This window comes from Mesorhizobium sp. M7A.F.Ca.MR.245.00.0.0 (assembly GCF_003997415.1).
GTDB lineage: Bacteria > Pseudomonadota > Alphaproteobacteria > Rhizobiales > Rhizobiaceae > Mesorhizobium.
Window position 1 is genome coordinate 489603 of the sequence record NZ_RZTE01000001.1, and the last position, 20796, is coordinate 510398.

Below are 20796 nucleotides of genomic sequence, written 5' to 3' on the forward strand. Positions count from 1 at the left end.
CTCAAGGGGGAGGTGAGGTTGGGCTATTTCTGCGGCGCCTGGTCGATGATCGATTGCATCGTCTCTTGTGCGTTGGCTATGGCGCCGTCGACATCGTCGCCGAAGAAGACCTCGTTGATCATCTGCGTCCACGGCCCGTTGGCGGAGTTGATCAGGTCGTTGAACACCACCGAATAGGGCGTCTTGCCCTTGGTCATGGCCTCGGCGGCGACCTGGTAGCGCGGATCGAGATCCTTCAGCGCCTCCTTGGCGATGTCGCCGCGCACCGGCAGGCTGCCGTATTTGGCAAGGATGGTCTGGCCTTCAAGCGAATAGGCGAAGTCGAGGAACTCCTTCACCACGGGCAGTTTCGTGGTGCCCTTGGTGACGACGAAATTGTCGCCGCCGGCAAAGGACGACCAGCCGCTGTCCTTGCCCGGCAGGAAGGTGACGCCGTAGTCGATATCGGGATACTGGGTGTTGAGCGCGCCGATGGCGAAGGCGCCGGACGGCGAGATGCCGATATTGCCGGCGGCAAATGCCGCAAAGAAGTTGGCGCCGGTATCGGTCTGCGCGCCCGCCGGCACCAGGTCCTTCTTGACCATCGAGCGGTAGAGATCGATGGCGCCGCGCAGTTGCGGGCTGTCCAGCGTCGCCTTCGAGCCGTCTTCGCTCAGGATGTCGCCGCCCGACGCCCAGATCAGCGGGGTGAAGGTGAAGATGTTGCAGCCGCCGCAATTGCCGGAGAAGTAGAAGCCCTTGATGTTGCCGCCGAGCGCGTTGACCTTCTCGGCATCGGCCGCGATCTCGGCCCAGTTGGCCGGGCCTTTTTCGGGGTCGAGGCCGGCCTGCTTGAACAGTTTCTTGTTCCAGATCAGCACCGAGGCGTCGGCGGAGAAGGGCAGGCCGTAGATGTGGTCCTTGTAGGTGCCGGTCTTCACATGCGCAGGCGACAGGCTGGCAAAATAGGGCAGGGACTTTGCCCAGTCGGTAATGTCCTCCAATTGGCCGGCTGCGGCGAATGAGGGCGTGTAGATCAAGTCGAGCGACAGCGCGTCGGGCGCCGTGCCGCCGGCGGCCGCGGCGCCGTATTTCGGGATGATCTCGGCATTGGGAATGATGTCGAGCTTGACCTGGTTGGTGTGCGCCTTGTTGTAGGCATCGACGATCCTCGGCATGAAATTCGAGCCGTCGGCGCGCACCCAGATGTTGGCCGTCTCGGCGGCGGCAGTGCCGAGACCGCCACCCAGAACGGCAGCGGCCAGGGTCAGTTTGGCAATCAGGTTCCTCATGTTCTCCTCCTCCAAGGTTGCCGCGGTCCGCGGCTTGGCGCCGATTGCGCGGCGCTTCGTTTTCAGCCACCCGGCGGATGGCCGCATGACTGCCGCACCACCAGCCGGCACGGCAGTTTTCGAATGCCTGGCGCGGCGGGCTTGCCGCCGACCAGCGAAAGCAGGGTCAACCCGGCCTCGCGCCCGAGCGCGACAAGGTTCATGTCGACAGAGGTCAGCGGTGGGCGCGTCGCCTCGGCCACGATCTCCCAATTGTCGAAACCGATGACGCCGACATCACTGGGGACGTCGAGGCCGCGTTCGCGCAGCGCATCGATGACGCCGCGCGCGATCTGGTCGTTGCCGCAGAAGACCGCGTCCGGCCTTTCGCTTTTGCCGTCGAACAGTTGCGCAACCGCCTGGTGACCCCAGGCTTCCGACCAGGAGCCGAGCAGCGGCTCGCTGACCGTCAGGCCGTTTTCGACCAGCACGTCGCGGTAAGCCTGGACGCGCGCGTGCACCACGGCAAAGCTCGCCGGCCCGGTGACATGGGCGATGCGCTTGCGGCCCAGCCGGCAGAAATGCTCGACGGCCAGCCGGGCGCCGCCAACATCGTCCGAGACGAAGGCGACGGCGTCGGGATCTGGCTGCGTGAAGGCATAGATCACCGGGACGCGCAGATTGGAGAGGTCGACGGGCAGATGGCGATCGATGCGCTTGCCGGTGGCGATGATGCCGTCAACGCGCTTGTCGAGCATGGCGTCGACATGCATCTGGCCCAGCCGCGGATCCTCCTCGACATTGCACAGGAACACCGAGACGCCATTGTCGACCAGCGCGTCCGAAATGCCCGACATCAGCGGCAGCGAGAAGCGGCCATAGGTATCGTTGGTGAGCAGGCCGACGGTGAAGCTGCGGCGCCGGAGCAGGCTTTGCGCCAGGCTGTTGGGCCGGAAGCCAAGCCGCCGGGCGGTCTCGCGAATGCGTTCGCGCGTCTCGGCTGTCATCCGGCCCTGGCCATTGAGTGCCTTGGATGCGGTGGCGACACTGACTCCGGCCTGGGCGGCCACGTCACGCAAGGTGACTGGCTTGGAAAAGACCGGAACAGGCAGATCGTCCGATGGCATCGCGCCGAGATCCTTGGTTGGGAAAAGGTTTTCTCTTACCGAGCCGGATGAGGCCCGGCTGGTGGCCGAGCCCAACGACGATTGCTTGGGAAAACCTTTTCTCAGATGAAGCTAAGCCAGATCGAATCGCTGTTCAAGGGGAAAGTTGGTTGGCCTCCGCTCCTCTCCTCCGAAATGCAACGCGGGGTAAAAGCAGCCTCGGAAGCGCGTAGGGGAGAAACGTCAATCGCAGTGCCGGAGGCCCTCGGTCGACACGGGGCGGGGCTGCCGCTTGGGGTGTGAAGGATCGCAACTCTGCGCCGGAAGCGAGGCCGGCAAGGTTGGCTGACGAACGCTCTGAAACTCTATGCCGAAAATTCTGAACAATCCCTCGGGATTAACCTTTCCGTAAATATTTGGCCGCTACTTCGACAGCCATGGCCTCGTGGCGGAGCGGCTACGCTGGAGACGGCAAATCTCTGAAGCCTCGGTTCGATCCCGAGGCGAGGCCTCCAAAATTTGGCGTCCCAATCTGCCCCGAGCGCAGTCAGGTCCCACGAATAGATTGTGTGTTGCGAAGGCAGTACGGACCGGCCGTCAAAGCAGTCCTGTCTTGAATTTGGCATGCAGGCGCTCGCGAAAAGAGTGCTATGGAAGGGAGGCGAGCGTTGTTGCTTCGCTTTTTCCTGACATTCGAGGCCTTTCGTGCGTGAACCGTCGCTGCTGCCCGTTTTTGGAAAACTTGGCCTCAAGACCCCTGTCGCCTTGGCGGCGGCACCGGTCTCGCCGGCAGGTGTGCCGCACCTGCGGAAGCTTCTGGCTGCGCATGGCGGCATGGTGCTGAAACTGTCGGTCGTCGCCTGGACGGTGCTGATCCTGGGCGCCGTGTTTTTCACGATGCAAGGCTGACCGGCATGGCCAACCGCTACACGGTGCGCATGGAGCTTCCCCAGAGTTGGAGCATCATCGATGTCTTCACCGGCCAGCCTGCGGTTGTCCGGCAAAAGGTGATGGTCGGGATGGGGCCGCGCGAGGCCGAGGACATGGTCGTGCAGATGAATGTCCGCGACGTCAAACGCCGCGAAAGGGCCGAGCGCAAGACCTGATCGCGGTCAGCGCCAACTCGCCGCCATTTCAGCCGAAATCGGCCGCCGTCAGCACATACATGCTCTTGCGGGTGCGGTCGTAGGCCTTCGACGCCATCTCGCGGATGGCGCTGCTCTCGGTGTCGAATGTCTGGAGATAACCGGCTTCATCGGCAGCAGTGCCCGGCCGCATCTTGGCCATGGCGTCGGCAGCGACGGAAAATGAGATCTGGAACATGCCGTCATGGCCGACGAAACGAATGCGCTGGCCCGCTTCGTCATAGCTGCGGCTGGGGTTGGGGAAGGTGAGGCTCATGTCTTGGCCTCCGTGGCTTTCTTGGCCGCCCGCTTCTTCTTCGGCGTAGGATTGAGGGCCTCGGCGACACGATCGGCCTCTTCCTTGGCCAGCCGAAGCTCCCTCAGCCTTGCCGTCTTGATCTCCCTGGCTCTTGCCTCGGACATATATTCGGCGGTCGCCTTGTTTTTCTCCGCTGTCTTCTTCTGCTTGTCGACAAAGCGGGCTTCAGCTTTTTCCATGATCGTCTGATTGCCTTCGGCCATCGAAGAAATCTCCCTTGTGCCTGAAATCGTGAAAGTGAACTTGTCCGATAAATAGGCACTCGATCGGCAAAATTCAATCTTTTGAATTATTTGACATTCTGCGGATATCACGAAACGGCCAGCTGAAATAATACTTTTGAATATTTAATTTGGCCCGCGAATAATTTTTGGCACTCCTATCTATCGAGTGCCAACGCGTCTATAGAGGAGGGGCGTGGCCGCCTGTGCCGGCCCCAGAAAGAAAGTTCCCATGAAATTTCGGCCACTCCACGACCGCGTCGTCATTCGTCGCGCCGAAGGCGATATCAAATCCAAGGGCGGGATCATCATCCCCGACACTGCCAAGGAAAAGCCGCAGGAGGGCGAAGTCATCGCCGTCGGCCCTGGCGCACGCGACGAAAACGGCACGCTTGTTCCGCTCGACGTCAAGGCCGGCGACTTCATCCTGTTCGGCAAATGGTCGGGCACCGAGGTCAAGATCGACGGCGAGGACCTTCTGATCATGAAGGAAGCCGACATCATGGGCGTTATCGACAAGAGCGAGACGGCCGCAACCGACAAGACCGTGGCCGCCAAGAAAGCTGCCTGACCTCATTTTCTCCGAACGAACTGGATAAAAATCATGTCTGCCAAGGAAATCAAATTCTCCACCGACGCGCGCGACCGCATGCTGCGCGGCGTCGAGATCCTCACCAATGCGGTGAAGGTCACGCTCGGCCCCAAGGGCCGCAACGTCATCATCGACAAGGCCTATGGCGCGCCGCGCATCACCAAGGACGGCGTCACCGTCGCCAAGGAAATCGAGCTTGCCGACAAGTTCGAGAACATGGGCGCCCAGATGGTGCGCGAAGTGGCCTCGAAGACCAACGACCTCGCCGGTGACGGCACCACCACCGCCACGGTGCTGGCCGCCTCGATCCTGCGCGAAGGCGCCAAGCTGGTCGCCGCCGGCATGAACCCCATGGATTTGAAGCGCGGCATCGACCAAGCGGTTTCCGCCGTGGTCAAGGAAATCCAGGCGCGCGCCAAGAAGGTCAAGTCGTCGGCCGAGATCGCGCAGGTCGGCACCATCGCCGCCAATGGCGATGCCAGCGTCGGCGAGATGATCGCCAAGGCGATGGACAAGGTCGGCAATGACGGCGTCATTACCGTCGAGGAAGCCAAGACCGCCGAGACCGAACTCGACGTCGTCGAAGGCATGCAGTTCGACCGCGGCTATCTCTCGCCCTATTTCGTCACCAATGCCGACAAGATGCGCGTCGAGTTGGAAGAGCCCTACATCCTCATCCACGAGAAGAAGCTCGGCAATCTGCAGGCGATGCTGCCGATCCTTGAAGCGGTGGTGCAGAGCGGCAGGCCGCTGCTGATCATCTCCGAGGACGTCGAGGGCGAGGCTCTGGCGACGCTGGTCGTCAACAAGCTGCGCGGCGGCCTCAAGGTCGCTGCCGTCAAGGCGCCGGGCTTCGGCGATCGCCGCAAGGCAATGCTGGAAGACATCGCCGTGCTGACATCAGGCCAGATGATCTCGGAAGACCTCGGCATCAAGCTCGAAAACGTCACCATCGAGATGCTCGGCCGCGCCAAGCGTGTGCTGATCGAGAAGGACACCACCACGATCATCGACGGGGCCGGCACCAAGGCGACCATCCAGGCGCGCGTCGCCCAGATCAAGGGCCAGATCGAGGAGACGACCTCCGACTACGACAAGGAAAAGCTGCAGGAGCGGCTGGCCAAGCTCTCCGGCGGCGTAGCCGTCATCCGCGTCGGCGGCGTCACCGAGTCGGAAGTCAAGGAAAAGAAGGACCGCATCGACGATGCGCTGAACGCCACCCGCGCGGCGGTCGAGGAAGGCATCGTGCCCGGCGGCGGCGTGGCTCTGCTGCGTGCCCGCTCGGTGCTTGGCGGCCTGACCGGCGCCAATGCCGATGTCACGGCCGGTATCACGATCGTGCTTAGGGCGCTTGAAGCGCCGATCCGCCAGATCGCCGAGAATTCCGGCGTCGAGGGCTCCATCGTCGTCGGCAAGCTCACCGACAGCAAGGACCACAATCAGGGTTTTGACGCCCAGAACGAGGTCTATGTCGACATGATCAAGGCAGGCATCGTCGATCCGGCGAAAGTGGTGCGCACCGCACTGCAGGATGCCGGTTCGATCGCAGCCCTCCTGATCACCGCCGAAGCGATGATCACCGACATCCCGGCCAAGGATGCCGCGCCTGCGGGTGGCGGCGGTGGCGGCATGGGCGGCTACTAAAACCCAGGACTTGCTCGACCTGTTTGAGATGTGAATGGCGGCCCCCGATCGGGGCCGTCATGATTCTCAAGATGATCCATCGCAAGTTTACGCATAGCTGCCTTGCCGACCGGCTCAGCGCCGGGAGGCAATCCTGATCTTGCGGCTTTCGGAGGGGACGCAATCCACGCTAGACTGTCCAGGCGGCCGTCTGGTTGCGGAGCTCGCCGGACTTTGGCAAGCGATCGGACGAACCGCCACCCCCTATACGGAGACACGTTCATGTTTGCGGCCAAGGCCATCGACACCTCAGACAAGGCCGCGTTCTACCGCGACCTCGCCACTCAGCTTAAGGCGCTGCTCGACGGCGAGCGCGATTCGATCGCCAACGCCGCCAACACCGCAGCACTCATCTTCCAGATGGTGCCGGACCTCAACTGGGCCGGGTTCTATTTCCTGCAATCGGACGAGGAAATGGTGCTCGGGCCGTTCCAGGGCAAGCCGGCCTGCGTGCGCATCGCCGTCGGCAAGGGCGTGTGCGGAACGGCGGTCGAACTCGGCACCTCTATGCTGATCAAGGACGTGCATGATTTTCCCGGCCACATCGCCTGCGATGCGGACTCGCGCTCGGAACTGGTGGTGCTGCTCGAGGACGATGAAGGCGTTTTCGGCGTGCTCGATCTCGACAGCCCGCTGCCCGGCCGCTTCGACAAGGCCGACCAGGCCGGCATCGAGACGCTGGCGGCGATCTATGCCGCGTCGAGTTCGTTCGAGGACTGAGGCCCGGTTTAGACTAGGTGAATTTCACCAGCATCAGGCTGAAGCAGCCGATGAACAGGAAGGCCGAGAAGGCGAGCGCCAGCGGGCGCAGGCCGCGCGAGCGCAGCTGCGAGATGTCGGCCTGCAGGCCCATGGCGGCCAGCCCCATGGTCAGCATGATGGTGGTGGCGAGCGCCATTGCCGACTTCACCTCGGCTGGCACCGTGACGAGGCTGTTCAGCGCCACGATGGCGACAAAGGCGGCGACGAACCACGGAATGGGCGGCCGCGCCGCCACCTCACTGCTGCTCCTGCGGCGCGCCATCAGGCCGAGCGCGACGACCATCGGCGCCAGCATGGCGACGCGGGTCAGCTTGGCGACGGCAGCGATCTCGCCGGACTGGGTGCCGTTCTGGAAGCCAGCGCCGATGACTTGCGCCACTTCATGGATCGAGGCGCCGGCCCACAGGCCGAAAGCGTGCTGGTCGAGGCCGAGCAGGGGCGCCATGAGCGGGAAGCCGAGCATGGCGACGGTGCCGAACAAGGTGATCGAGGCGACGGCGTAGGTTACGTCCTCGTCGCGCGCATCGGTGACGATGTTGGTGGCGACGATGGCCGAGGCGCCGCAGATCGAGGTGCCGGCGGCGATCAGCTGCGCCAGCTTGGCGTCGACGCCGATCAGCCGACCGAGCGTGATGGTGAAAACGAAGGTGGCGCCAAGCGTCGCCGCGACAATGCCGACGCCACTGGCGCCGATCGAGATCACCTGGCCCAGCGTCAGCTGGAAGCCGAGCAGAACGATGGCGAAGCGCAGCAGGCGCTTTTGCGAGAATGCGATCCCGGCTTTGGCGTGCACCGGTGTGCCCAGCACGTTGGAGTAGATCATGCCGACAACGACGGCCAGGATCATCGGGCTGAACAAGGCGAAGCCGGAGACGTTGCGGGCCGAGAAGGCGACCGCAGTGATCATCGTGACCAAGACGATGCCGGGGACGATGCCGTGCCAATTGAGGGATTTTCGCCCTTGGGTCAGATCGGCAGGAAACGCGCTTTTCGGAATATCGTTCGCGAAGTGGGAAACGGAAGACAATGCAATGCTCCAGGGGGGGTGTGCCGGAGGAATGCCATTCCTCAAATAATCTTTCCAACGAATTATTTTCGTCATAATGATCGATTTTTACGAACGATCGGCGTCATCTTCTGGCCGGCCTGAATTAAAGCTGCGCTTCGATCGCCGCCTTGTCGATCACCGACCAGACGTTCCTGATTCTGTCGTCGAGGAATTCATAGAAGACGTTCTCGCTGAAGGTGACCTTCCGGCCGTTGATGGGCAGGCTGAAGAAGGTTCCCTTCGGCGTGCATTTGAACTGGAGCCGGCTGGCTATGAACGGCGGTTCGGCGATCAGCAGCTGGATGTCGAAATAGAGGTCCGGGATTTCCCGAAAATCGCGCTCCAGCATTTCTTGGTAACCCGACAGCCCGACGCGGTCGCCATTGTAGTGCACCTCGTCATGAACGAAGCGATGCAGCTTCTGCCAGTCCTGATTGTTGAGGCAGGCGATGTAGCCTCGATAGAGGTCGGTCACTGTCACGGCGATAGCTCCGGATTTCGTCATATCTGCTCGATCCGGAAGATAGAACGACTGCGGGCGCAGTCCAGATGGAGAACCTGTTCCCGAATCGGGATGGGGCTCTATCTGCTCGTTTTGAGCATGTCTCCTCCGGAAACCCGGTTTCCTGTTCTAGCCTCGGTAGCGTAGCGCGTCGACCAGCAGCGAGAAGGCCGGCGTCGCTTGCCGGCGGCTGGGGTAATAGAGGTGGTAGCCGGGGAAAGGCGCGCACCAGTCGGCGAGCACCCGCACAAGTCGGCCGTCGGCCAGTAGAGCCGTCACCTGTTCCTCCGGCAGATAGGCAAGGCCGAGGCCGGCGAGCACCGCGTTCATGCGCAGCGCGGCCGTATTGAACACCAACTGGCCTTCGACCCGCACCTTCAGCTCGCGCCCGGCCTTCTCGAACTCCCAGGCGTAGAGCCCGCCATAGGTCGGCAGCCGCAGATTGATGCAATTGTGGTTGGTCAGGTCCTGCGGCGTACGCGGCTTCGGCCATTTGGCGAAATAGGCCGGCGATCCGACAACCGCCATGCGCATGTCGGGAGCGATGCGCACCGCGATCATGTCGCGCGCCACCTGTTCGCCTAGCCGCACGCCGGCGTCGTAGCGCTCGGCAACGATGTCGGTCAGGCTGTAGTCGACGATGATCTCGACTTTGATGTCGGGATAGTCGGGCAGGAATTTCGCCAGGGCAGGCCACAGGATCGCATCGGCGGCATGCTCACCGGCGGTGATGCGGATGGTGCCGGCGGGTTTTTCGCGCAAGGCGCTGAGTGCCGCGATCTCGGCCTCGATCTCATCGAGCCTCGGCCCCACGGTGCGAGCCAGCCGCTCGCCGGCTTCGGTGGGCGACACGCTGCGCGTGGTGCGGGTCAGGAGCCGTACGCCCAGCCGCTCCTCCAGCGCCCGCACCGTGTGGCTGAGCGCCGATTGGGAAACCCCGAGCTTGGCCGCCGCCCTGGTGAAGCTTTCCTCGCGCGCGACGGCGAGGAAGGCGGTTAGCTCATTCAGATTGTCTCGCGGCATTCATGAGCTCCTTTCATAAGATCATGCTGGATATAGCACCTAATCGGCACCAATCGCAGACCCTAGATAGGCGTCATCACACCGGGCGCCTCTGCCGGCCGCCTCTGAAGACCGGCGGTCGCGACACCCCTGTTGCCAGGAAGGGACAAACCATGGACATCACGCGAAACGGCTCTCAAGCCTCGGCCAAGGGATCGGCCGACTATTTCACCGGCGCGGTGCGCATCGACGCGCCGTTCAAGGGCAGCGAGCCCGCCCGGGTCGGCGGCGCCACCGTGACTTTCGAGCCCGGTGCGCGCACCGCCTGGCACAGGCATCCGCTTGGCCAGACGCTGATCGTTCTCTCGGGCGCAGGCCTGGTGCAGCGCGAGGGCGGCCCGATCGAACCGATCCTGCCCGGCGACATCGTCTGGTTCGCGCCCGGAGAGAAGCATTGGCATGGCGCCGCGCCGACCACCGCGATGAGCCACATCGCTATCGCCGAAGCGCTCGACGGCAAGGTCGTCGACTGGCTGGAGCATGTCAGCGACGAACAATACGGGGTTTGACCAAGTATCGGCGCGTGGCGCCGAGTTCAACGCCCGAACTCTTCGAAGGAGACCACCATGACAGATGTTCCAAGGCTGAAAAGCCCATTCTCCGATATCGCTCCCGCGCTTGGCAGATACACCGACGAGGTGTTGTTCGGCGACGTTTGGGAGCGCCCCGGCCTGTCGCCGCGGGACCGCAGCCTTGTCACCGTTACCAGCCTGATTTCGGGCTACCGGATCAATGAAATGCCTTTTCACAGGAAGCGCGCGCTCGACAATGGCGTCACCCGCGACGAACTCATCGAAACCATTACACATCTCGCCTTCTACGCCGGATGGCCAACGGCAGCCACGGCTCTGGGCATTGCCCGCAAGGTCTTCGAGCAAGCCGACGCCGAGAAGAAGGGATAACGACAATGCAGAAGCGCACACTTGGAAACAGCGGTCTCGACGTTTCGGCCATCGGGCTCGGCTGCATGGGAATGAGCCAGTCATACGGGCAGCCGATGGAGACGGCGGATGCAGTCCACCTGATCAGGGCGGCGTTCGACCGTGGCATCAACTTCTTCGACACCGCGGAGGTCTATGGACCGTTCACGAACGAGGAGGTCGTCGGCGAGGCGCTGCAGCCGATCCGCGACCAGGTGGTGATCGCCACCAAATTCGGCATCGACATCGCCGGGACAGCCCGACACGATGGCATGGACAGCCGGCCGCAGCATATTCGTGACGTCGTCGAGGCCTCGCTCAGGCGGCTGAGGACCGACCACATAGACCTCCTATACCAGCACCGCGTCGATCCGGTCGTGCCGATCGAAGAGGTGGCGGGCGCTGTGAAGGACTTGATCAGCCAAGGCAAGGTGAAGCATTTCGGTCTCTCCGAGGCGGGCGTACGCACGATCCGGCGCGCGCATGCGGTACAGCCGGTCGCCGCGGTCCAGAGCGAATATTCGCTCTGGTGGCGTGAACCGGAAGAGGCGATCCTGCCGGTGCTTGAAGAACTGGGGATCGGCTTCGTGCCCTTCAGCCCGCTGGGCAAGGGGTTCCTCACCGGCGCCATCGATGCCAGCACGACGTTCGACAGCAGCGACTTCCGCAACACCGTGCCGCGTTTTGCGGAAGACGCCCGCAAGGCGAACCAGGCGCTGGTCGACGCGATCGGCGTGATCGCTGCCGAGAAGAAGGCGACATCAGCACAGGTCGCTCTCGCCTGGCTGCTGGCGCAGAAGCCCTGGATCGTTCCGATCCCCGGCACCACCAAGCTCAATCGCCTCGAAGAGAACATCGCGTCGGCCACCATCGCGCTGACGGCGGACGATCTTGCCAACATCGAGAATGCGGTCTCGGCGATCGCGGTGAAGGGAGCGCGCTATTCTCCGCAACAGGAAGCAAGGATCGATCGTTAGCCACCTGGGAGAGCGTGATGAGCCAACCAGTCTCAAGACGAGGTGCGCTGACCATGCTTGCACTGCCTCTGGGCGCCGGATTGAGTCCCGGATCGAGCCGGCCCGCCAGTGCGTCGAGCGCGCGGCGAACGGGCGGCGCCAAAGTGCTGGTGGCCTACTACACCCGCACCGGCAACACGCGGGTCATCGCGCGCCAGATCAGCAGGACTCTGCGAGCGGATATTTTCGAGATCGCGACCGTCGATCTCTACCCGGAAGACTACAAGCAGCAGGTTGCGGTGGCGGAGCAGCAGCGGGAGTCCGGTTTCGAACCGGCGCTGGCCGCCACGGTGCCTGATATCGGAACCTACGAGACGGTGTTCCTCGGATTTCCGATCTGGGGCATGACCGCGCCTTCGGTGATCCGCTCCTTCCTGTCGAAACACGATCTGTCCGGCAAGACCTTGGTGCCGTTCATCACCCATGGCGGCTACGGAACAGGGCAGAGCCTGAAAGTCCTCGCAGATCATGCACCAGGGGCTCGGCTCATCGAAGGTTTTTCCAAGCAGTGCGACCAGGAACGCCAGACGCTTGACGAGGTCACCGGCTGGCTCGGTCGGGTCGAATTGCCCGGCTGAGGCGCCAGTTCGAACGCTCAGGCTGCCGTGGGCAGCGAAGCCGACAATCAGAAGGATGAGATCATGGCCGAGAACATCAGGGACAAAGTCGTCGTCATCACTGGCGCCAGCAGCGGGCTGGGCGAAGCCGCCGCACGGCTTCTGGCCAGGGAGGGCACGAAACTGGTGCTGGGCGCACGCCGCCTCGACCGGTTGCAGGCGCTGGCCGGCGCGCTTTCACTTGGCGAGGGCGCCATCCTTCAGACCGACGTCACCGATGTCGGCCAGGTCCGGCATCTGGTCGACCATGCGGTCGAGACGCACGGCCGCGTCGACGTCATGATCAACAATGCCGGCCTGATGCCGCATTCCCCGCTGGAGCGCGGCAAGGTCGAGGACTGGGACCGGATGATCGACGTCAACATCAAGGGCGTGCTCTACGGCATTGCCGCCGCGCTGCCGCACATGAAGACGCAGAAGAGCGGCCACATCATCAACGTATCGTCGGTCGCCGGCCACAAGGTCGGGCCGGGCGGAGCGGTCTATGCCGCGACCAAGCACGCGGTGCGCATCATCTCGGAAGGCCTGCGCCAGGAAGTGAAACCCTATAACATCCGCACCACCATCATCTCGCCCGGTGCCGTGGCGACCGAACTGCCCGGCAGCGTCACCGAGCCCGATGTCGCCGAGGGCGTACGCGCACTCTACGACCGGGTGGCCATTCCGGCCGATTCTTTTGCCAGGACGGTGGTGTTCGCCATGAGCCAGCCTGACGAGGTCGACATCAACGAGATATTGTTCCGGCCGACGGCGCAGGAATACTGAAGCCGTTGTAGGTGTCTTGACGCGCCGCTCTTCCTGTTCCAGCTTGGCGCCATGTTCGTCCTCGCGCCCACCAAGCGACGCCGCCCCTGCACGATGCGGAGCGGCAGACTGACTGCGCGACGACAAAGACCGGCAGGATAGACCCGGTTCTTTCGTTTCCAGCCCCGCCCGCGAAACCGCCGGCGGGGTTTTTCATGTCTGGAGCACTTTGATGACCAACAATTCTTCCATCCGGCTTCGGCCGGCCGTGCCTGCTGACGCCGCCGCGATCCGGGATATCGTTCGCGCCGCCTATGCCAAATGGGTGCCGGTGATCGGCCGCGAGCCGCTGCCGATGCGCGCCGACTATGACAAGGCCGTTGCCGAGCATCCGTTCGATCTCGCCGTGGAGGATGATCGGATCGTCGGGCTGATCGAAACCGTGCTGGCCGAGGATCACCTGTGGATCGAGAATGTCTGCGTCGCACCGGATGCGCAGGGCAGGGGGATCGGCCGGCTGTTACTGGAACTGGCCGAGCGCAAGGCGACCGGAGCGGGACGCGCCGAGCTTCGCCTGCTGACCAACGGCGCCTTCGACGCGAATGTGTCGCTCTACAAGAGGCAGGGCTATGTCATCGGTAGGGAAGAGCCGTTCATGAACGGCATGACGGTCCACATGAGCAAGAAGCTCGCGGGATCACCGGCGATCTGAGGAAGGAGATCGACAATGGCCATCTGCGTCAGGCACAAACAACTCTCAGGGTTTTACGCGGTTGCCCGGCTGGCGGCGGGCGAGACCATCCCCGGTTGGGCGGACGGGCCAGGCTTCGTCAGTATCACAAGGACTGACGACGAGCTTTCGATCGTTTGCCTGCAGGATCGTGTGCCGGATAGTGTCAGGCAGGACGGTGACTGGGTAGCCTTCAAGCTTCAGGGGCCGTTTGCCTTCGACGAAACCGGTATCGTGCTGTCGGTCATCAGGCCGTTGTCGGAAAACGGGCTGGGCATCTTCGTGGTGTCCACTTTCGATGGCGACCATCTGTTGGTGAAAGCGACGGATCAGGCCGCGGCGAGGCGATTTCTGGTCGAGGCCGGGCATATCCTGCTGTAGTCTATCCTCACCAAGCCGGGTGCTGACCCAACCGCTCTGGCTCAATCACTGCCGCACTGGCTCAACCACTTCGGGGGTTGCGTTTGACAGCGGCGTTTGTGCATCGTTATCTCCAGCCACATATGACGGCCGGCACGGCCATGCGGTGCATCCCAAGGAGAAACCATGTCACACAATCTGCAGTTCTATATCGATGGCGCGTGGGTCGATCCTGTTGTGCCCAACGCTTTCGATGTCATCGATCCCTCGAATGAGGACGCCTTTGCGCAGATTTCGCTCGGCTCCAAGGCCGATGTCGACAAAGCGGTGGCTGCCGCCAAGCGCGCCTTCAACAGCTTTGGTTTCACCGAGGTTGGCGAGCGGCTCGACCTGTTGAACCGCATCATCGCGGTCTACAAGAAGCGCAGTGGCGATCTTGCCGTCGCTGTGTCACGCGAGATGGGCGCGCCGCGCCAGATGGCGTTGGACAGCCAGGTCGGCATCGGTCTTGCGCATCTGCAGAAGATGGCCGACGTGCTGAAGAGTTTCGAATTCCGCCACGTCAAGGGCAACCATCTGGTGGTCAAGGAGCCGATCGGCGTCGTCGGGCTGATCACGCCGTGGAACTGGCCGCTCAACCAGATCACCTGCAAGGTCGGCCCGGCGCTTGCTGCCGGCTGCACCATGGTGCTGAAGCCCTCCGAGATCGCGCCGCTCGACGCCATCATCTTCGCCGAAATCCTCGACGAGGCCGGCGTGCCGAAGGGCGTCTTCAACCTCGTCAATGGCGACGGACCGGGCGTCGGCCAGGCGCTGTCCAGCCATCCTGACATCGACATGATGTCGTTCACCGGTTCAACCCGTGCCGGCATCCTGGTGGCCAAGGCCGCCGCCGACACGGTCAAGCGCGTGCATCAGGAGCTTGGCGGCAAGTCGGCCAACATCCTGTTCGGGGATGTCGACCTCGCAAGCGCCGTCAGCAAGGGCGTCGCCGGCTGCTTCAGCAACAGCGGCCAGTCCTGCAACGCGCCGACGCGCATGTTCGTGCCGCGCGACCGCCATGACGAGGCGGCCGGCTATGCCAAGGCCGCGGCGGAAAAGTTCACCGTCGGCCCCGCCGACGCTGCCGGCACCAAGCTTGGCCCGGTCGTCAGCCAGATCCAGTTCGACAAGATCCAGGACCTGATCCAGGCCGGCATCGATGAAGGTGCGACGCTGGTCGCCGGCGGCCCCGGCCGTCCGGCCGAACTCAACCGCGGCTATTACGTCAGGCCGACGGTGTTCGCCGACGTCACCCACGACATGCGCATCGCGCGCGAGGAGATCTTTGGGCCGGTGCTGGCGATCATGCCCTATGACAGCGTCGACGAGGTGGTCGAGACCGCCAACGACACCGTCTATGGCCTCGCTTCCTATATCCAGGCCAAGGACATGAAGAAGGCGCGCGAAGTGGCGGCGCGCATGCGCACCGGCAATGTCTACATCAACTATCCCCAGTGGGACGCCGGCCTGCCGTTCGGCGGCTACAAGCAGTCCGGCAATGGCCGCGAATATGCCGAATACGGGCTCGAGGATTTTTTGGAGATCAAGGGCATCGCGGGGTATGAGGCGGCGGAGTAAAATTGGTCAGAGCGCGCCACGATATGTGGCGCGCTGTCCGTCCGGTATCGCCGAGGTCAGCGCCGCCCCTCATTGCCCTGCCGGGCATTTCTCCCCGTATAGTGACGGGGAGAAAGACGCCGTCATGGACGGTTTCGCCAATCTCCAATGTTGCAGAATAGGCGCCAGCGATGCGGCCATCTCCCTTCTCCCCGTCACTATACGGGGAGAAGGTGCCGGCAGGCGGATGAGCGGCGGCGCCGACTTTGGCGATTGGTGGCCTTCACAAGACGGAAGCTGTCATTGGCCTGAAAGCGATTGGCCCTGCCTTGCTGATCTCCTTGCCAATTGGCAAATGCATGCTATATATCTGCCAATAGCGAGGCAACAAAATGCAGCTTCAGTCCATTGTCACGACACCGGCCACGGTTGGCAGCGTCATATCGGATGACGAGGCCGGCGCGCTGGCGCGCACCACGGTCAATCTGTTCAAGGCCTGGAATCTTAGCGACGTCGAGGCCTGTATCCTGCTCGGCGGCATATCGGCCCGGACCTGGGCACGCTGGAAAGAAGGCGGCGTCGGCAGGATCGACCGTGACCTGCGCACCCGCATGGCGCATCTGATGGGCATCCATAAGGGCCTGCGCTATCTGTTCACGGAGCCGGCACGCGGCTACGCCTGGATCCGCAAGCCCAATGCCACCTTCGGCGGCCAGTCGGCCCTCGACCTGATGCTGCGCGGCGAAATCTCCGATCTCTCGGCGATGCGCGAATGGCTCGATGCGGAGCGTGGCGCATGGTGAGTGGACTTGCGGTCAGGCGCCGCGTCGACTGGCACCAGACCTTCCGCATCATCCGCTCCATCCATCCGCCCATCGACCTCTTCGAGGACATTGCCGACCCGCGCGACTGGGAGGCGCTTGCCGCCGTCGAGGCGAAGACCAACCCGCGCATAAGGTTCGAGATCGGCGATCTCGGCAAGGTGTCGGCCGCAAGGCGGGTTTCCGGCCCCGGCGCCAGCTTCGTGATGGCGCCCTTCGTGCACTGCTCGACGCTGAGGCCAGGCCGCTTCTCGGATGGCAGCTACGGCATCTACTATGCCGGCGACAGTGAGGACGTCGCTCTGGCCGAGACCATCCACCATCATCAGAAATTCATGCGCGCCACCAACGAGGGGCCGGGCTGGACGGCGGATTTCCGCGTGCTGATCGGCAGCGTCGACCGCGACCTCGATGACGTCAACGCGGTGCCCGGCGTGCTCGACCCGGATGACTATTCCGCCTCGCAGGCGGAAGGGCGGGCGCTGCGGGCAGCAGGCAGCGACGGACTGGTGTGGAACAGCGTGCGCATGCCGGGCGGCGACTGTATCGGCATCTTCTGGCCCGATGTCATTACCATTCCAGTGCAGGGTCGCCACTACAGCTACCACTGGGACGGCGCCCGCGTGGACTTCGTGCGCCAGCACGATACGGGAAAGGTGCTTGCCGTCACATGATGGCGGCGGACACGCTTTACAGATCGCTGGGAAGCCGATATCCATAAATCCAAGGATTCGGATATATGGATAAGAAAAGCACTTTGAACGCGCTGGCCGCACTTGGCCAGGAGACGCGGCTGGATGTCTTCCGGCTGCTCGTGCGTGCCGGTCCGGAAGGCATTCCGGCGGGCGAGATCGCAACGAGGCTGGACACGGTCCAGAACACCATGTCGGCGCATCTGAAGGTGCTTGCCCATGCCGGGCTGATCCGTCCCGAACGCAACGGAAGGACCGTGCGCTATGTCGCCGACATGACCGGCTTGCGCGACCTGCTGGCCTATCTGATGGAAGATTGCTGCAATGGCGCGCCGGAGCTCTGCCAGCCCGTCATCAATGCCGTGACCTGTGACTGCTGAGGCAGCGATGACTGGAAAACCATCATGACCGATCACGCTCTGAACGCGGGCGAGGCGACGCGGCCCGGCATCGGCTTCGTCGAGAAGTATCTGACGGTGTGGGTGGCATTGTGCATCATCGCGGGCATCGCGCTTGGTCACCTGCTGCCGGGTGCGTTCGGCGCCATCGCGTCGGCGGAGATCGCCAGGGTCAACATTCCCGTCGCCGTGCTGATCTGGCTGATGATCGTGCCGATGCTCTTGCGCGTCGATTTCGCCTCGCTGGCCAGAGTCGGCATCTATTGGCGCGGCATCGGCGTGACGCTGTTCATCAATTGGGCGGTGAAGCCGTTTTCGATGGCGCTGCTGGGCTGGCTCTTTATCGGCTGGCTGTTCCGGCCGTGGCTGCCCGCCGTGCAGATCGATTCCTACATTGCCGGACTGATCATCCTGGCTGCGGCGCCCTGCACGGCGATGGTTTTCGTCTGGTCGAACCTGACGCGCGGCGAGCCGAATTTCACACTTTCGCAAGTAGCGCTCAACGACGCGATCATGATCGTCGCTTTCGCGCCCATCGTCGGCCTGCTGCTCGGCCTGTCGGCGATCACCGTCCCATGGGGCACGCTGATGCTGTCGGTCGCACTCTACATCGTCGCGCCGGTGATCGTCGCGCAGCTGGTTCGTGGCCGGCTGCTGGCAGCGAGGGGACAGGCCGGGCTCGATGCCCTGCTTGCCACGCTGCAGCCCTTGTCGCTGATTGCCTTGCTGGCGACGCTGGTGCTGCTGTTCGGGTTCCAGGGCGAGCAGATCATTGCGCAGCCGCTGGTGATCGTGCTGCTGGCAGTGCCGATCCTGATCCAGGTCTATTTCAACTCCGGTCTTGCCTATCTGCTCAACCGCCTCAGCGGCGAGCGGCACTGCGTGGCTGGACCATCGGCGCTGATCGGCGCGTCGAACTTCTTCGAGCTGGCGGTGGCCGCCGCGATCGCGCTGTTCGGGCTGAATTCGGGCGCGGCCCTTGCCACCGTGGTCGGGGTGCTCATCGAGGTTCCGGTCATGCTGTCGGTGGTGTGGATCGTGAACCGCAGCAAGGGCTGGTACGAGAAGGGCGGCGCCGTCCGGAATACCATGTCGACTGGGAAGGCCTCGAAATGACCATCACCATCTACCACAATCCCGATTGCGGCACGTCGCGCAACACGCTGGCCATCATCCGGCAGTCGGGCGAGGAGCCGGAGGTGATCGAATATCTGAAGACGCCGCCGTCGCGACAAAGGCTGGTCGAACTGATCGCCGCGATGGGCATCACACCGCGAGACCTGCTGCGCGAGAACGGCACCCCCTATGCCGAACTCGGCCTTGCCGACCCGAAATGGTCCGGCGAGCAGATCCTCGATTTCATGCTGGCACATCCGATCCTGATCAACCGGCCGATCGTGGTCAGCCCGCTCGGCGTCGTCCTTGCACGGCCGTCGGAAAAGGTGCTGGACATCCTGCCCAACCCGGAGATCGGCGCGTTCACCAAGGAGGATGGCGAGGTGGTCACAGGCGCCTCGGGCAAACGCGCCGGCTGATGCTATTTCCATATTTTTCGAAATTAAGTTGACGATGCGAAAAGTGCCGTATAGTTTATTTCCATGAAACTCGAAAAAGCAGCCGTCCAGCTTGAAGCACTCGGCAATCCGACGCGGCTTCAGCTCTATCGCATCCTGGTGCGCGCCGGTGACGACGGGCTTGCCGTCGGCAGCGTCCAGGGCAAGCTCGACATTCCGTCCTCGACGCTGTCGCATCACCTCAAGCGGCTGGTCGACACCGGTCTGGTGACGCAGGAGCGGCAAGCGACGACGCTGATCTGCCGCGCCAACTATCCCGGCATGAATGCGCTGATCGGCTACCTCGCCGACGAGTGCTGCGCCGACGCCGCCTGCGCGCCCGCCGCCGGCAAAGCGCTGGCTTGATTTTTTTGCGCTTATAATTCGAACATACCGGAAGGATCGAACCTATGGACATGATGGCAAACCTTCCCGTCGCGGTGATCGGCGCCGGCCCAGTCGGGCTTGCAGCCGCGGCGCATCTGGTCGAACGCGGCATCACTCCGCTCGTCCTGGAACGCGGCGAAAGCGTGGGTGCGGCGCTGCTCGATTGGGGACATGTGCGGGTGTTTTCGCCATGGAAGTACAACATCGATGCGGCGGCGCGGGCGTTGCTCGACCGTTCCGGCTGGACGGCGCCGGACAGCCAGGGCCTGCCGACCGGCGGCGAGATCGTGCGCGATTATCTGGCGCCGCTTGGCCGGCTTCCCGCGATCGCCGCCAATTTGAAGCTCGGCGCCGAGGTCACCGCGATCACCCGTCAGGGACACGACAAGGTCGCCAATGATGGCCGCAAGGACGCGCCCTTCGTTATCCGCTATCGCGATGCCGGCGGCGAACACCGCGTTCTCGCGCGCGCGGTCATCGACGCGTCCGGAACATGGTGGCGGCCAAATCCGATCGGCGTCGACGGGCTGCCGGTTGCCGGCGAAGGCGAGGCGTCGGCACGCATCGCCTATGGTATTCCCGACGTGGTCGGCAAGGCGAGAGAAGACTATGCGGGCAAGCGCATCCTGGTCATCGGCGGCGGGCACTCGGCCATCAACGTCGCTTTGGCGCTGATGGAGTTGCAGGATGCGGCACCGGACACCGAGATCTTCTGGGCGCTGCGCCACGCCAGCGTCGACAGGCTGCTCGGCGGCGGGCTGAACGACCAGTTGCCTGAACGCGGCGCGCTTGGGCTGGCGGCCAGGCAGGCGATGGCGGATGGCAGGCTGAACATGCTGGCGCCCTTCGCCGTCAACGGCATCGAGAGACAAGGCGAGGGACTTGTCGTCGACGCCAACCTGGGTGGCAAGCCGTTCAACCTGGCCATCGACCGCATCGTCGTCACCACCGGCTTCAGGCCAGACCTGTCGTTCCTGAGCGAAATCCGCATCGCGCTCGATCCCGCCGTCGAAGCGCCGCCGGCGCTGGCGCCGCTGATCGATCCAAACTTCCACTCATGCGGCACGGTTCCGGCGCATGGCATTGCAGAGCTCGCGCACCCCGAACCGGGCTTCACCATCGTCGGCTCGAAATCCTACGGCCGTGCCCCGACCTTCCTGATGGCGACCGGCTACGAGCAAGTCCGCTCGGTGGTGGCCGATATTGCCGGAGACCATGCCGCGGCCCGCGAGGTCCGGCTGGTGCTGCCGGAGACCGGCGTGTGCAGCGCCGTCGGTGTCGTGACGGTAT

At 63.4% G+C, this 20796-nt stretch carries 27 protein-coding genes; 20 read left to right on the forward strand and 7 right to left on the reverse strand.

What is annotated here, in order from left to right; genetic code table 11:
* Positions 1 to 23 precede the first annotated feature (23 nt).
* Positions 24 to 1271, reverse strand: coding sequence for a sugar ABC transporter substrate-binding protein (locus EOB80_RS02365; protein ID WP_127326526.1), 1248 nt, complete (start codon positions 1269 to 1271; stop codon positions 24 to 26).
* A gap of 62 nt (positions 1272 to 1333) precedes the next feature.
* Positions 1334 to 2377: a LacI family DNA-binding transcriptional regulator gene (locus EOB80_RS02370; RefSeq protein WP_127272522.1), complete on the reverse strand. Its 1044-nt coding sequence runs from the start codon at positions 2375 to 2377 to the stop codon at positions 1334 to 1336.
* 684 nt (positions 2378 to 3061) lie between these two features.
* Here EOB80_RS02370 and EOB80_RS02375 point away from each other — a divergent pair.
* Both EOB80_RS02375 and EOB80_RS02380 read left to right on the forward strand, forming a co-directional pair.
* Positions 3062 to 3265: a hypothetical protein gene (locus EOB80_RS02375; RefSeq protein WP_127326527.1), complete on the forward strand. Its 204-nt coding sequence runs from the start codon at positions 3062 to 3064 to the stop codon at positions 3263 to 3265.
* 5 nt (positions 3266 to 3270) lie between these two features.
* A complete protein-coding gene (locus EOB80_RS02380) occupies positions 3271 to 3462 on the forward strand; it encodes a hypothetical protein (protein ID WP_127269694.1) in 192 nt (63 codons plus the stop codon).
* 28 nt (positions 3463 to 3490) lie between these two features.
* Here the strand turns inward: EOB80_RS02380 and EOB80_RS02385 are convergent, their stop codons facing one another.
* Both EOB80_RS02385 and EOB80_RS02390 read right to left on the reverse strand, forming a co-directional pair.
* A complete protein-coding gene (locus EOB80_RS02385; protein ID WP_127326528.1) occupies positions 3491 to 3757 on the reverse strand; it encodes a DUF1488 domain-containing protein in 267 nt (88 codons plus the stop codon).
* Positions 3754 to 4002, reverse strand: a complete 249-nt coding sequence (locus EOB80_RS02390) for a hypothetical protein (protein ID WP_127326529.1) — start codon at positions 4000 to 4002, stop codon at positions 3754 to 3756. Before EOB80_RS02390 ends, EOB80_RS02385 begins: the two co-directional genes overlap by 4 nt.
* A gap of 250 nt (positions 4003 to 4252) precedes the next feature.
* Here EOB80_RS02390 and EOB80_RS02395 point away from each other — a divergent pair, with 250 nt between their 5' ends.
* From EOB80_RS02395 to EOB80_RS02405, 3 genes are all read left to right on the forward strand, one after another.
* Entirely contained in the window at positions 4253 to 4591 is a 339-nt protein-coding gene (locus EOB80_RS02395) for a co-chaperone GroES (RefSeq protein ID WP_127269688.1), read from the forward strand.
* A 33-nt stretch (positions 4592 to 4624) separates the two neighbouring features.
* On the forward strand, positions 4625 to 6256 hold the full coding sequence (gene groL, locus EOB80_RS02400) for a chaperonin GroEL (protein WP_127255944.1): 1632 nt from the start codon (positions 4625 to 4627) through the stop codon (positions 6254 to 6256).
* 261 nt (positions 6257 to 6517) lie between these two features.
* Entirely contained in the window at positions 6518 to 7015 is a 498-nt protein-coding gene (locus tag EOB80_RS02405; protein ID WP_127271638.1) for a GAF domain-containing protein, read from the forward strand.
* A 13-nt stretch (positions 7016 to 7028) separates the two neighbouring features.
* Here the strand turns inward: EOB80_RS02405 and EOB80_RS02410 are convergent, their stop codons facing one another.
* From EOB80_RS02410 to EOB80_RS02420, 3 genes are all read right to left on the reverse strand, one after another.
* Positions 7029 to 8084, reverse strand: a complete 1056-nt coding sequence (locus tag EOB80_RS02410) for a YeiH family protein (RefSeq protein ID WP_127326530.1) — start codon at positions 8082 to 8084, stop codon at positions 7029 to 7031.
* 124 nt (positions 8085 to 8208) lie between these two features.
* Positions 8209 to 8610, reverse strand: coding sequence for an ester cyclase (locus EOB80_RS02415; RefSeq protein ID WP_127326531.1), 402 nt, complete (start codon positions 8608 to 8610; stop codon positions 8209 to 8211).
* A gap of 126 nt (positions 8611 to 8736) precedes the next feature.
* Complete coding sequence (locus EOB80_RS02420) at positions 8737 to 9630, reverse strand: LysR family transcriptional regulator (protein WP_127326532.1); 894 nt, start codon at positions 9628 to 9630, stop codon at positions 8737 to 8739.
* A 152-nt stretch (positions 9631 to 9782) separates the two neighbouring features.
* Here EOB80_RS02420 and EOB80_RS02425 point away from each other — a divergent pair, with 152 nt between their 5' ends.
* The 15 genes from EOB80_RS02425 to EOB80_RS02500 form a co-directional block, all read left to right on the forward strand.
* The gene (locus tag EOB80_RS02425) at positions 9783 to 10178 is read left to right on the forward strand and encodes a cupin domain-containing protein (RefSeq protein ID WP_127321420.1); all 396 of its coding nucleotides are present in this window, start codon (positions 9783 to 9785) and stop codon (positions 10176 to 10178) included.
* A gap of 57 nt (positions 10179 to 10235) precedes the next feature.
* Positions 10236 to 10571 carry a carboxymuconolactone decarboxylase family protein gene (locus EOB80_RS02430; RefSeq protein WP_127326533.1) on the forward strand — a complete coding sequence of 112 codons (336 nt, stop codon included), beginning with the start codon at positions 10236 to 10238 and terminating at the stop codon, positions 10569 to 10571.
* 5 nt (positions 10572 to 10576) lie between these two features.
* Positions 10577 to 11566: an aldo/keto reductase gene (locus tag EOB80_RS02435; RefSeq protein WP_127326534.1), complete on the forward strand. Its 990-nt coding sequence runs from the start codon at positions 10577 to 10579 to the stop codon at positions 11564 to 11566.
* A 17-nt stretch (positions 11567 to 11583) separates the two neighbouring features.
* Complete coding sequence (locus EOB80_RS02440; RefSeq protein ID WP_127326535.1) at positions 11584 to 12183, forward strand: flavodoxin; 600 nt, start codon at positions 11584 to 11586, stop codon at positions 12181 to 12183.
* A gap of 63 nt (positions 12184 to 12246) precedes the next feature.
* The gene (locus EOB80_RS02445) at positions 12247 to 12987 is read left to right on the forward strand and encodes an SDR family oxidoreductase (RefSeq protein ID WP_127326536.1); all 741 of its coding nucleotides are present in this window, start codon (positions 12247 to 12249) and stop codon (positions 12985 to 12987) included.
* 211 nt (positions 12988 to 13198) lie between these two features.
* Positions 13199 to 13678: a GNAT family N-acetyltransferase gene (locus tag EOB80_RS02450; RefSeq protein WP_127321416.1), complete on the forward strand. Its 480-nt coding sequence runs from the start codon at positions 13199 to 13201 to the stop codon at positions 13676 to 13678.
* 15 nt (positions 13679 to 13693) lie between these two features.
* Positions 13694 to 14077 (forward strand): ACT domain-containing protein, encoded by a 384-nt coding sequence (locus EOB80_RS02455; RefSeq protein ID WP_127326537.1) that lies wholly within the window; start codon positions 13694 to 13696, stop codon positions 14075 to 14077.
* 165 nt (positions 14078 to 14242) lie between these two features.
* Positions 14243 to 15676, forward strand: coding sequence for an aldehyde dehydrogenase family protein (locus EOB80_RS02460; protein WP_127326538.1), 1434 nt, complete (start codon positions 14243 to 14245; stop codon positions 15674 to 15676).
* Positions 15677 to 16047: 371 nt separating this feature from the next.
* The gene (locus EOB80_RS02470) at positions 16048 to 16458 is read left to right on the forward strand and encodes an MbcA/ParS/Xre antitoxin family protein (protein WP_127326539.1); all 411 of its coding nucleotides are present in this window, start codon (positions 16048 to 16050) and stop codon (positions 16456 to 16458) included.
* Positions 16452 to 17150, forward strand: coding sequence for an RES family NAD+ phosphorylase (locus tag EOB80_RS02475; protein ID WP_127326540.1), 699 nt, complete (start codon positions 16452 to 16454; stop codon positions 17148 to 17150). The genes EOB80_RS02470 and EOB80_RS02475 overlap by 7 nt, the downstream gene beginning before the upstream one ends.
* 65 nt (positions 17151 to 17215) lie before the next feature.
* Positions 17216 to 17548 (forward strand): metalloregulator ArsR/SmtB family transcription factor, encoded by a 333-nt coding sequence (locus tag EOB80_RS02480; RefSeq protein WP_127326541.1) that lies wholly within the window; start codon positions 17216 to 17218, stop codon positions 17546 to 17548.
* A gap of 69 nt (positions 17549 to 17617) precedes the next feature.
* Positions 17618 to 18682, forward strand: a complete 1065-nt coding sequence (arsB, locus tag EOB80_RS02485) for an ACR3 family arsenite efflux transporter (protein WP_164762492.1) — start codon at positions 17618 to 17620, stop codon at positions 18680 to 18682.
* Positions 18679 to 19101: an arsenate reductase (glutaredoxin) gene (gene arsC, locus EOB80_RS02490; protein WP_127326543.1), complete on the forward strand. Its 423-nt coding sequence runs from the start codon at positions 18679 to 18681 to the stop codon at positions 19099 to 19101. The genes arsB and arsC overlap by 4 nt, the downstream gene beginning before the upstream one ends.
* 63 nt (positions 19102 to 19164) lie before the next feature.
* A complete protein-coding gene (locus EOB80_RS02495) occupies positions 19165 to 19485 on the forward strand; it encodes a metalloregulator ArsR/SmtB family transcription factor (RefSeq protein ID WP_127326544.1) in 321 nt (106 codons plus the stop codon).
* A 44-nt stretch (positions 19486 to 19529) separates the two neighbouring features.
* Positions 19530 to 20796 (forward strand): NAD(P)-binding domain-containing protein (locus tag EOB80_RS02500; RefSeq protein WP_348629488.1); only part of this gene is annotated, 1267 nt, incomplete at its 3' end.

Bases quoted from the DNA above. Each gene is read 5' to 3' on its own strand.
- EOB80_RS02365 (WP_127326526.1), bottom strand. From the start codon at position 1,271: ATGAGGAACCTGATTGCCAAACTGACCCTGGCCGCTGCCGTTCTGGGT.
- EOB80_RS02370 (WP_127272522.1), bottom strand. From the start codon at position 2,377: ATGCCATCGGACGATCTGCCTGTTCCGGTCTTTTCCAAGCCAGTCACC.
- EOB80_RS02380 (WP_127269694.1), top strand. From the start codon at position 3,271: ATGGCCAACCGCTACACGGTGCGCATGGAGCTTCCCCAGAGTTGGAGC.
- EOB80_RS02385 (WP_127326528.1), bottom strand. From the start codon at position 3,757: ATGAGCCTCACCTTCCCCAACCCCAGCCGCAGCTATGACGAAGCGGGC.
- EOB80_RS02390 (WP_127326529.1), bottom strand. From the start codon at position 4,002: ATGGCCGAAGGCAATCAGACGATCATGGAAAAAGCTGAAGCCCGCTTT.
- EOB80_RS02395 (WP_127269688.1), top strand. From the start codon at position 4,253: ATGAAATTTCGGCCACTCCACGACCGCGTCGTCATTCGTCGCGCCGAA.
- groL (WP_127255944.1), top strand. From the start codon at position 4,625: ATGTCTGCCAAGGAAATCAAATTCTCCACCGACGCGCGCGACCGCATG.
- EOB80_RS02405 (WP_127271638.1), top strand. From the start codon at position 6,518: ATGTTTGCGGCCAAGGCCATCGACACCTCAGACAAGGCCGCGTTCTAC.
- EOB80_RS02415 (WP_127326531.1), bottom strand. From the start codon at position 8,610: ATGACGAAATCCGGAGCTATCGCCGTGACAGTGACCGACCTCTATCGA.
- EOB80_RS02420 (WP_127326532.1), bottom strand. From the start codon at position 9,630: ATGCCGCGAGACAATCTGAATGAGCTAACCGCCTTCCTCGCCGTCGCG.
- EOB80_RS02425 (WP_127321420.1), top strand. From the start codon at position 9,783: ATGGACATCACGCGAAACGGCTCTCAAGCCTCGGCCAAGGGATCGGCC.
- EOB80_RS02430 (WP_127326533.1), top strand. From the start codon at position 10,236: ATGACAGATGTTCCAAGGCTGAAAAGCCCATTCTCCGATATCGCTCCC.
- EOB80_RS02435 (WP_127326534.1), top strand. From the start codon at position 10,577: ATGCAGAAGCGCACACTTGGAAACAGCGGTCTCGACGTTTCGGCCATC.
- EOB80_RS02440 (WP_127326535.1), top strand. From the start codon at position 11,584: ATGAGCCAACCAGTCTCAAGACGAGGTGCGCTGACCATGCTTGCACTG.
- EOB80_RS02445 (WP_127326536.1), top strand. From the start codon at position 12,247: ATGGCCGAGAACATCAGGGACAAAGTCGTCGTCATCACTGGCGCCAGC.
- EOB80_RS02450 (WP_127321416.1), top strand. From the start codon at position 13,199: ATGACCAACAATTCTTCCATCCGGCTTCGGCCGGCCGTGCCTGCTGAC.
- EOB80_RS02455 (WP_127326537.1), top strand. From the start codon at position 13,694: ATGGCCATCTGCGTCAGGCACAAACAACTCTCAGGGTTTTACGCGGTT.
- EOB80_RS02460 (WP_127326538.1), top strand. From the start codon at position 14,243: ATGTCACACAATCTGCAGTTCTATATCGATGGCGCGTGGGTCGATCCT.
- EOB80_RS02470 (WP_127326539.1), top strand. From the start codon at position 16,048: ATGCAGCTTCAGTCCATTGTCACGACACCGGCCACGGTTGGCAGCGTC.
- EOB80_RS02475 (WP_127326540.1), top strand. From the start codon at position 16,452: ATGGTGAGTGGACTTGCGGTCAGGCGCCGCGTCGACTGGCACCAGACC.
- EOB80_RS02480 (WP_127326541.1), top strand. From the start codon at position 17,216: ATGGATAAGAAAAGCACTTTGAACGCGCTGGCCGCACTTGGCCAGGAG.
- arsC (WP_127326543.1), top strand. From the start codon at position 18,679: ATGACCATCACCATCTACCACAATCCCGATTGCGGCACGTCGCGCAAC.
- EOB80_RS02495 (WP_127326544.1), top strand. From the start codon at position 19,165: ATGAAACTCGAAAAAGCAGCCGTCCAGCTTGAAGCACTCGGCAATCCG.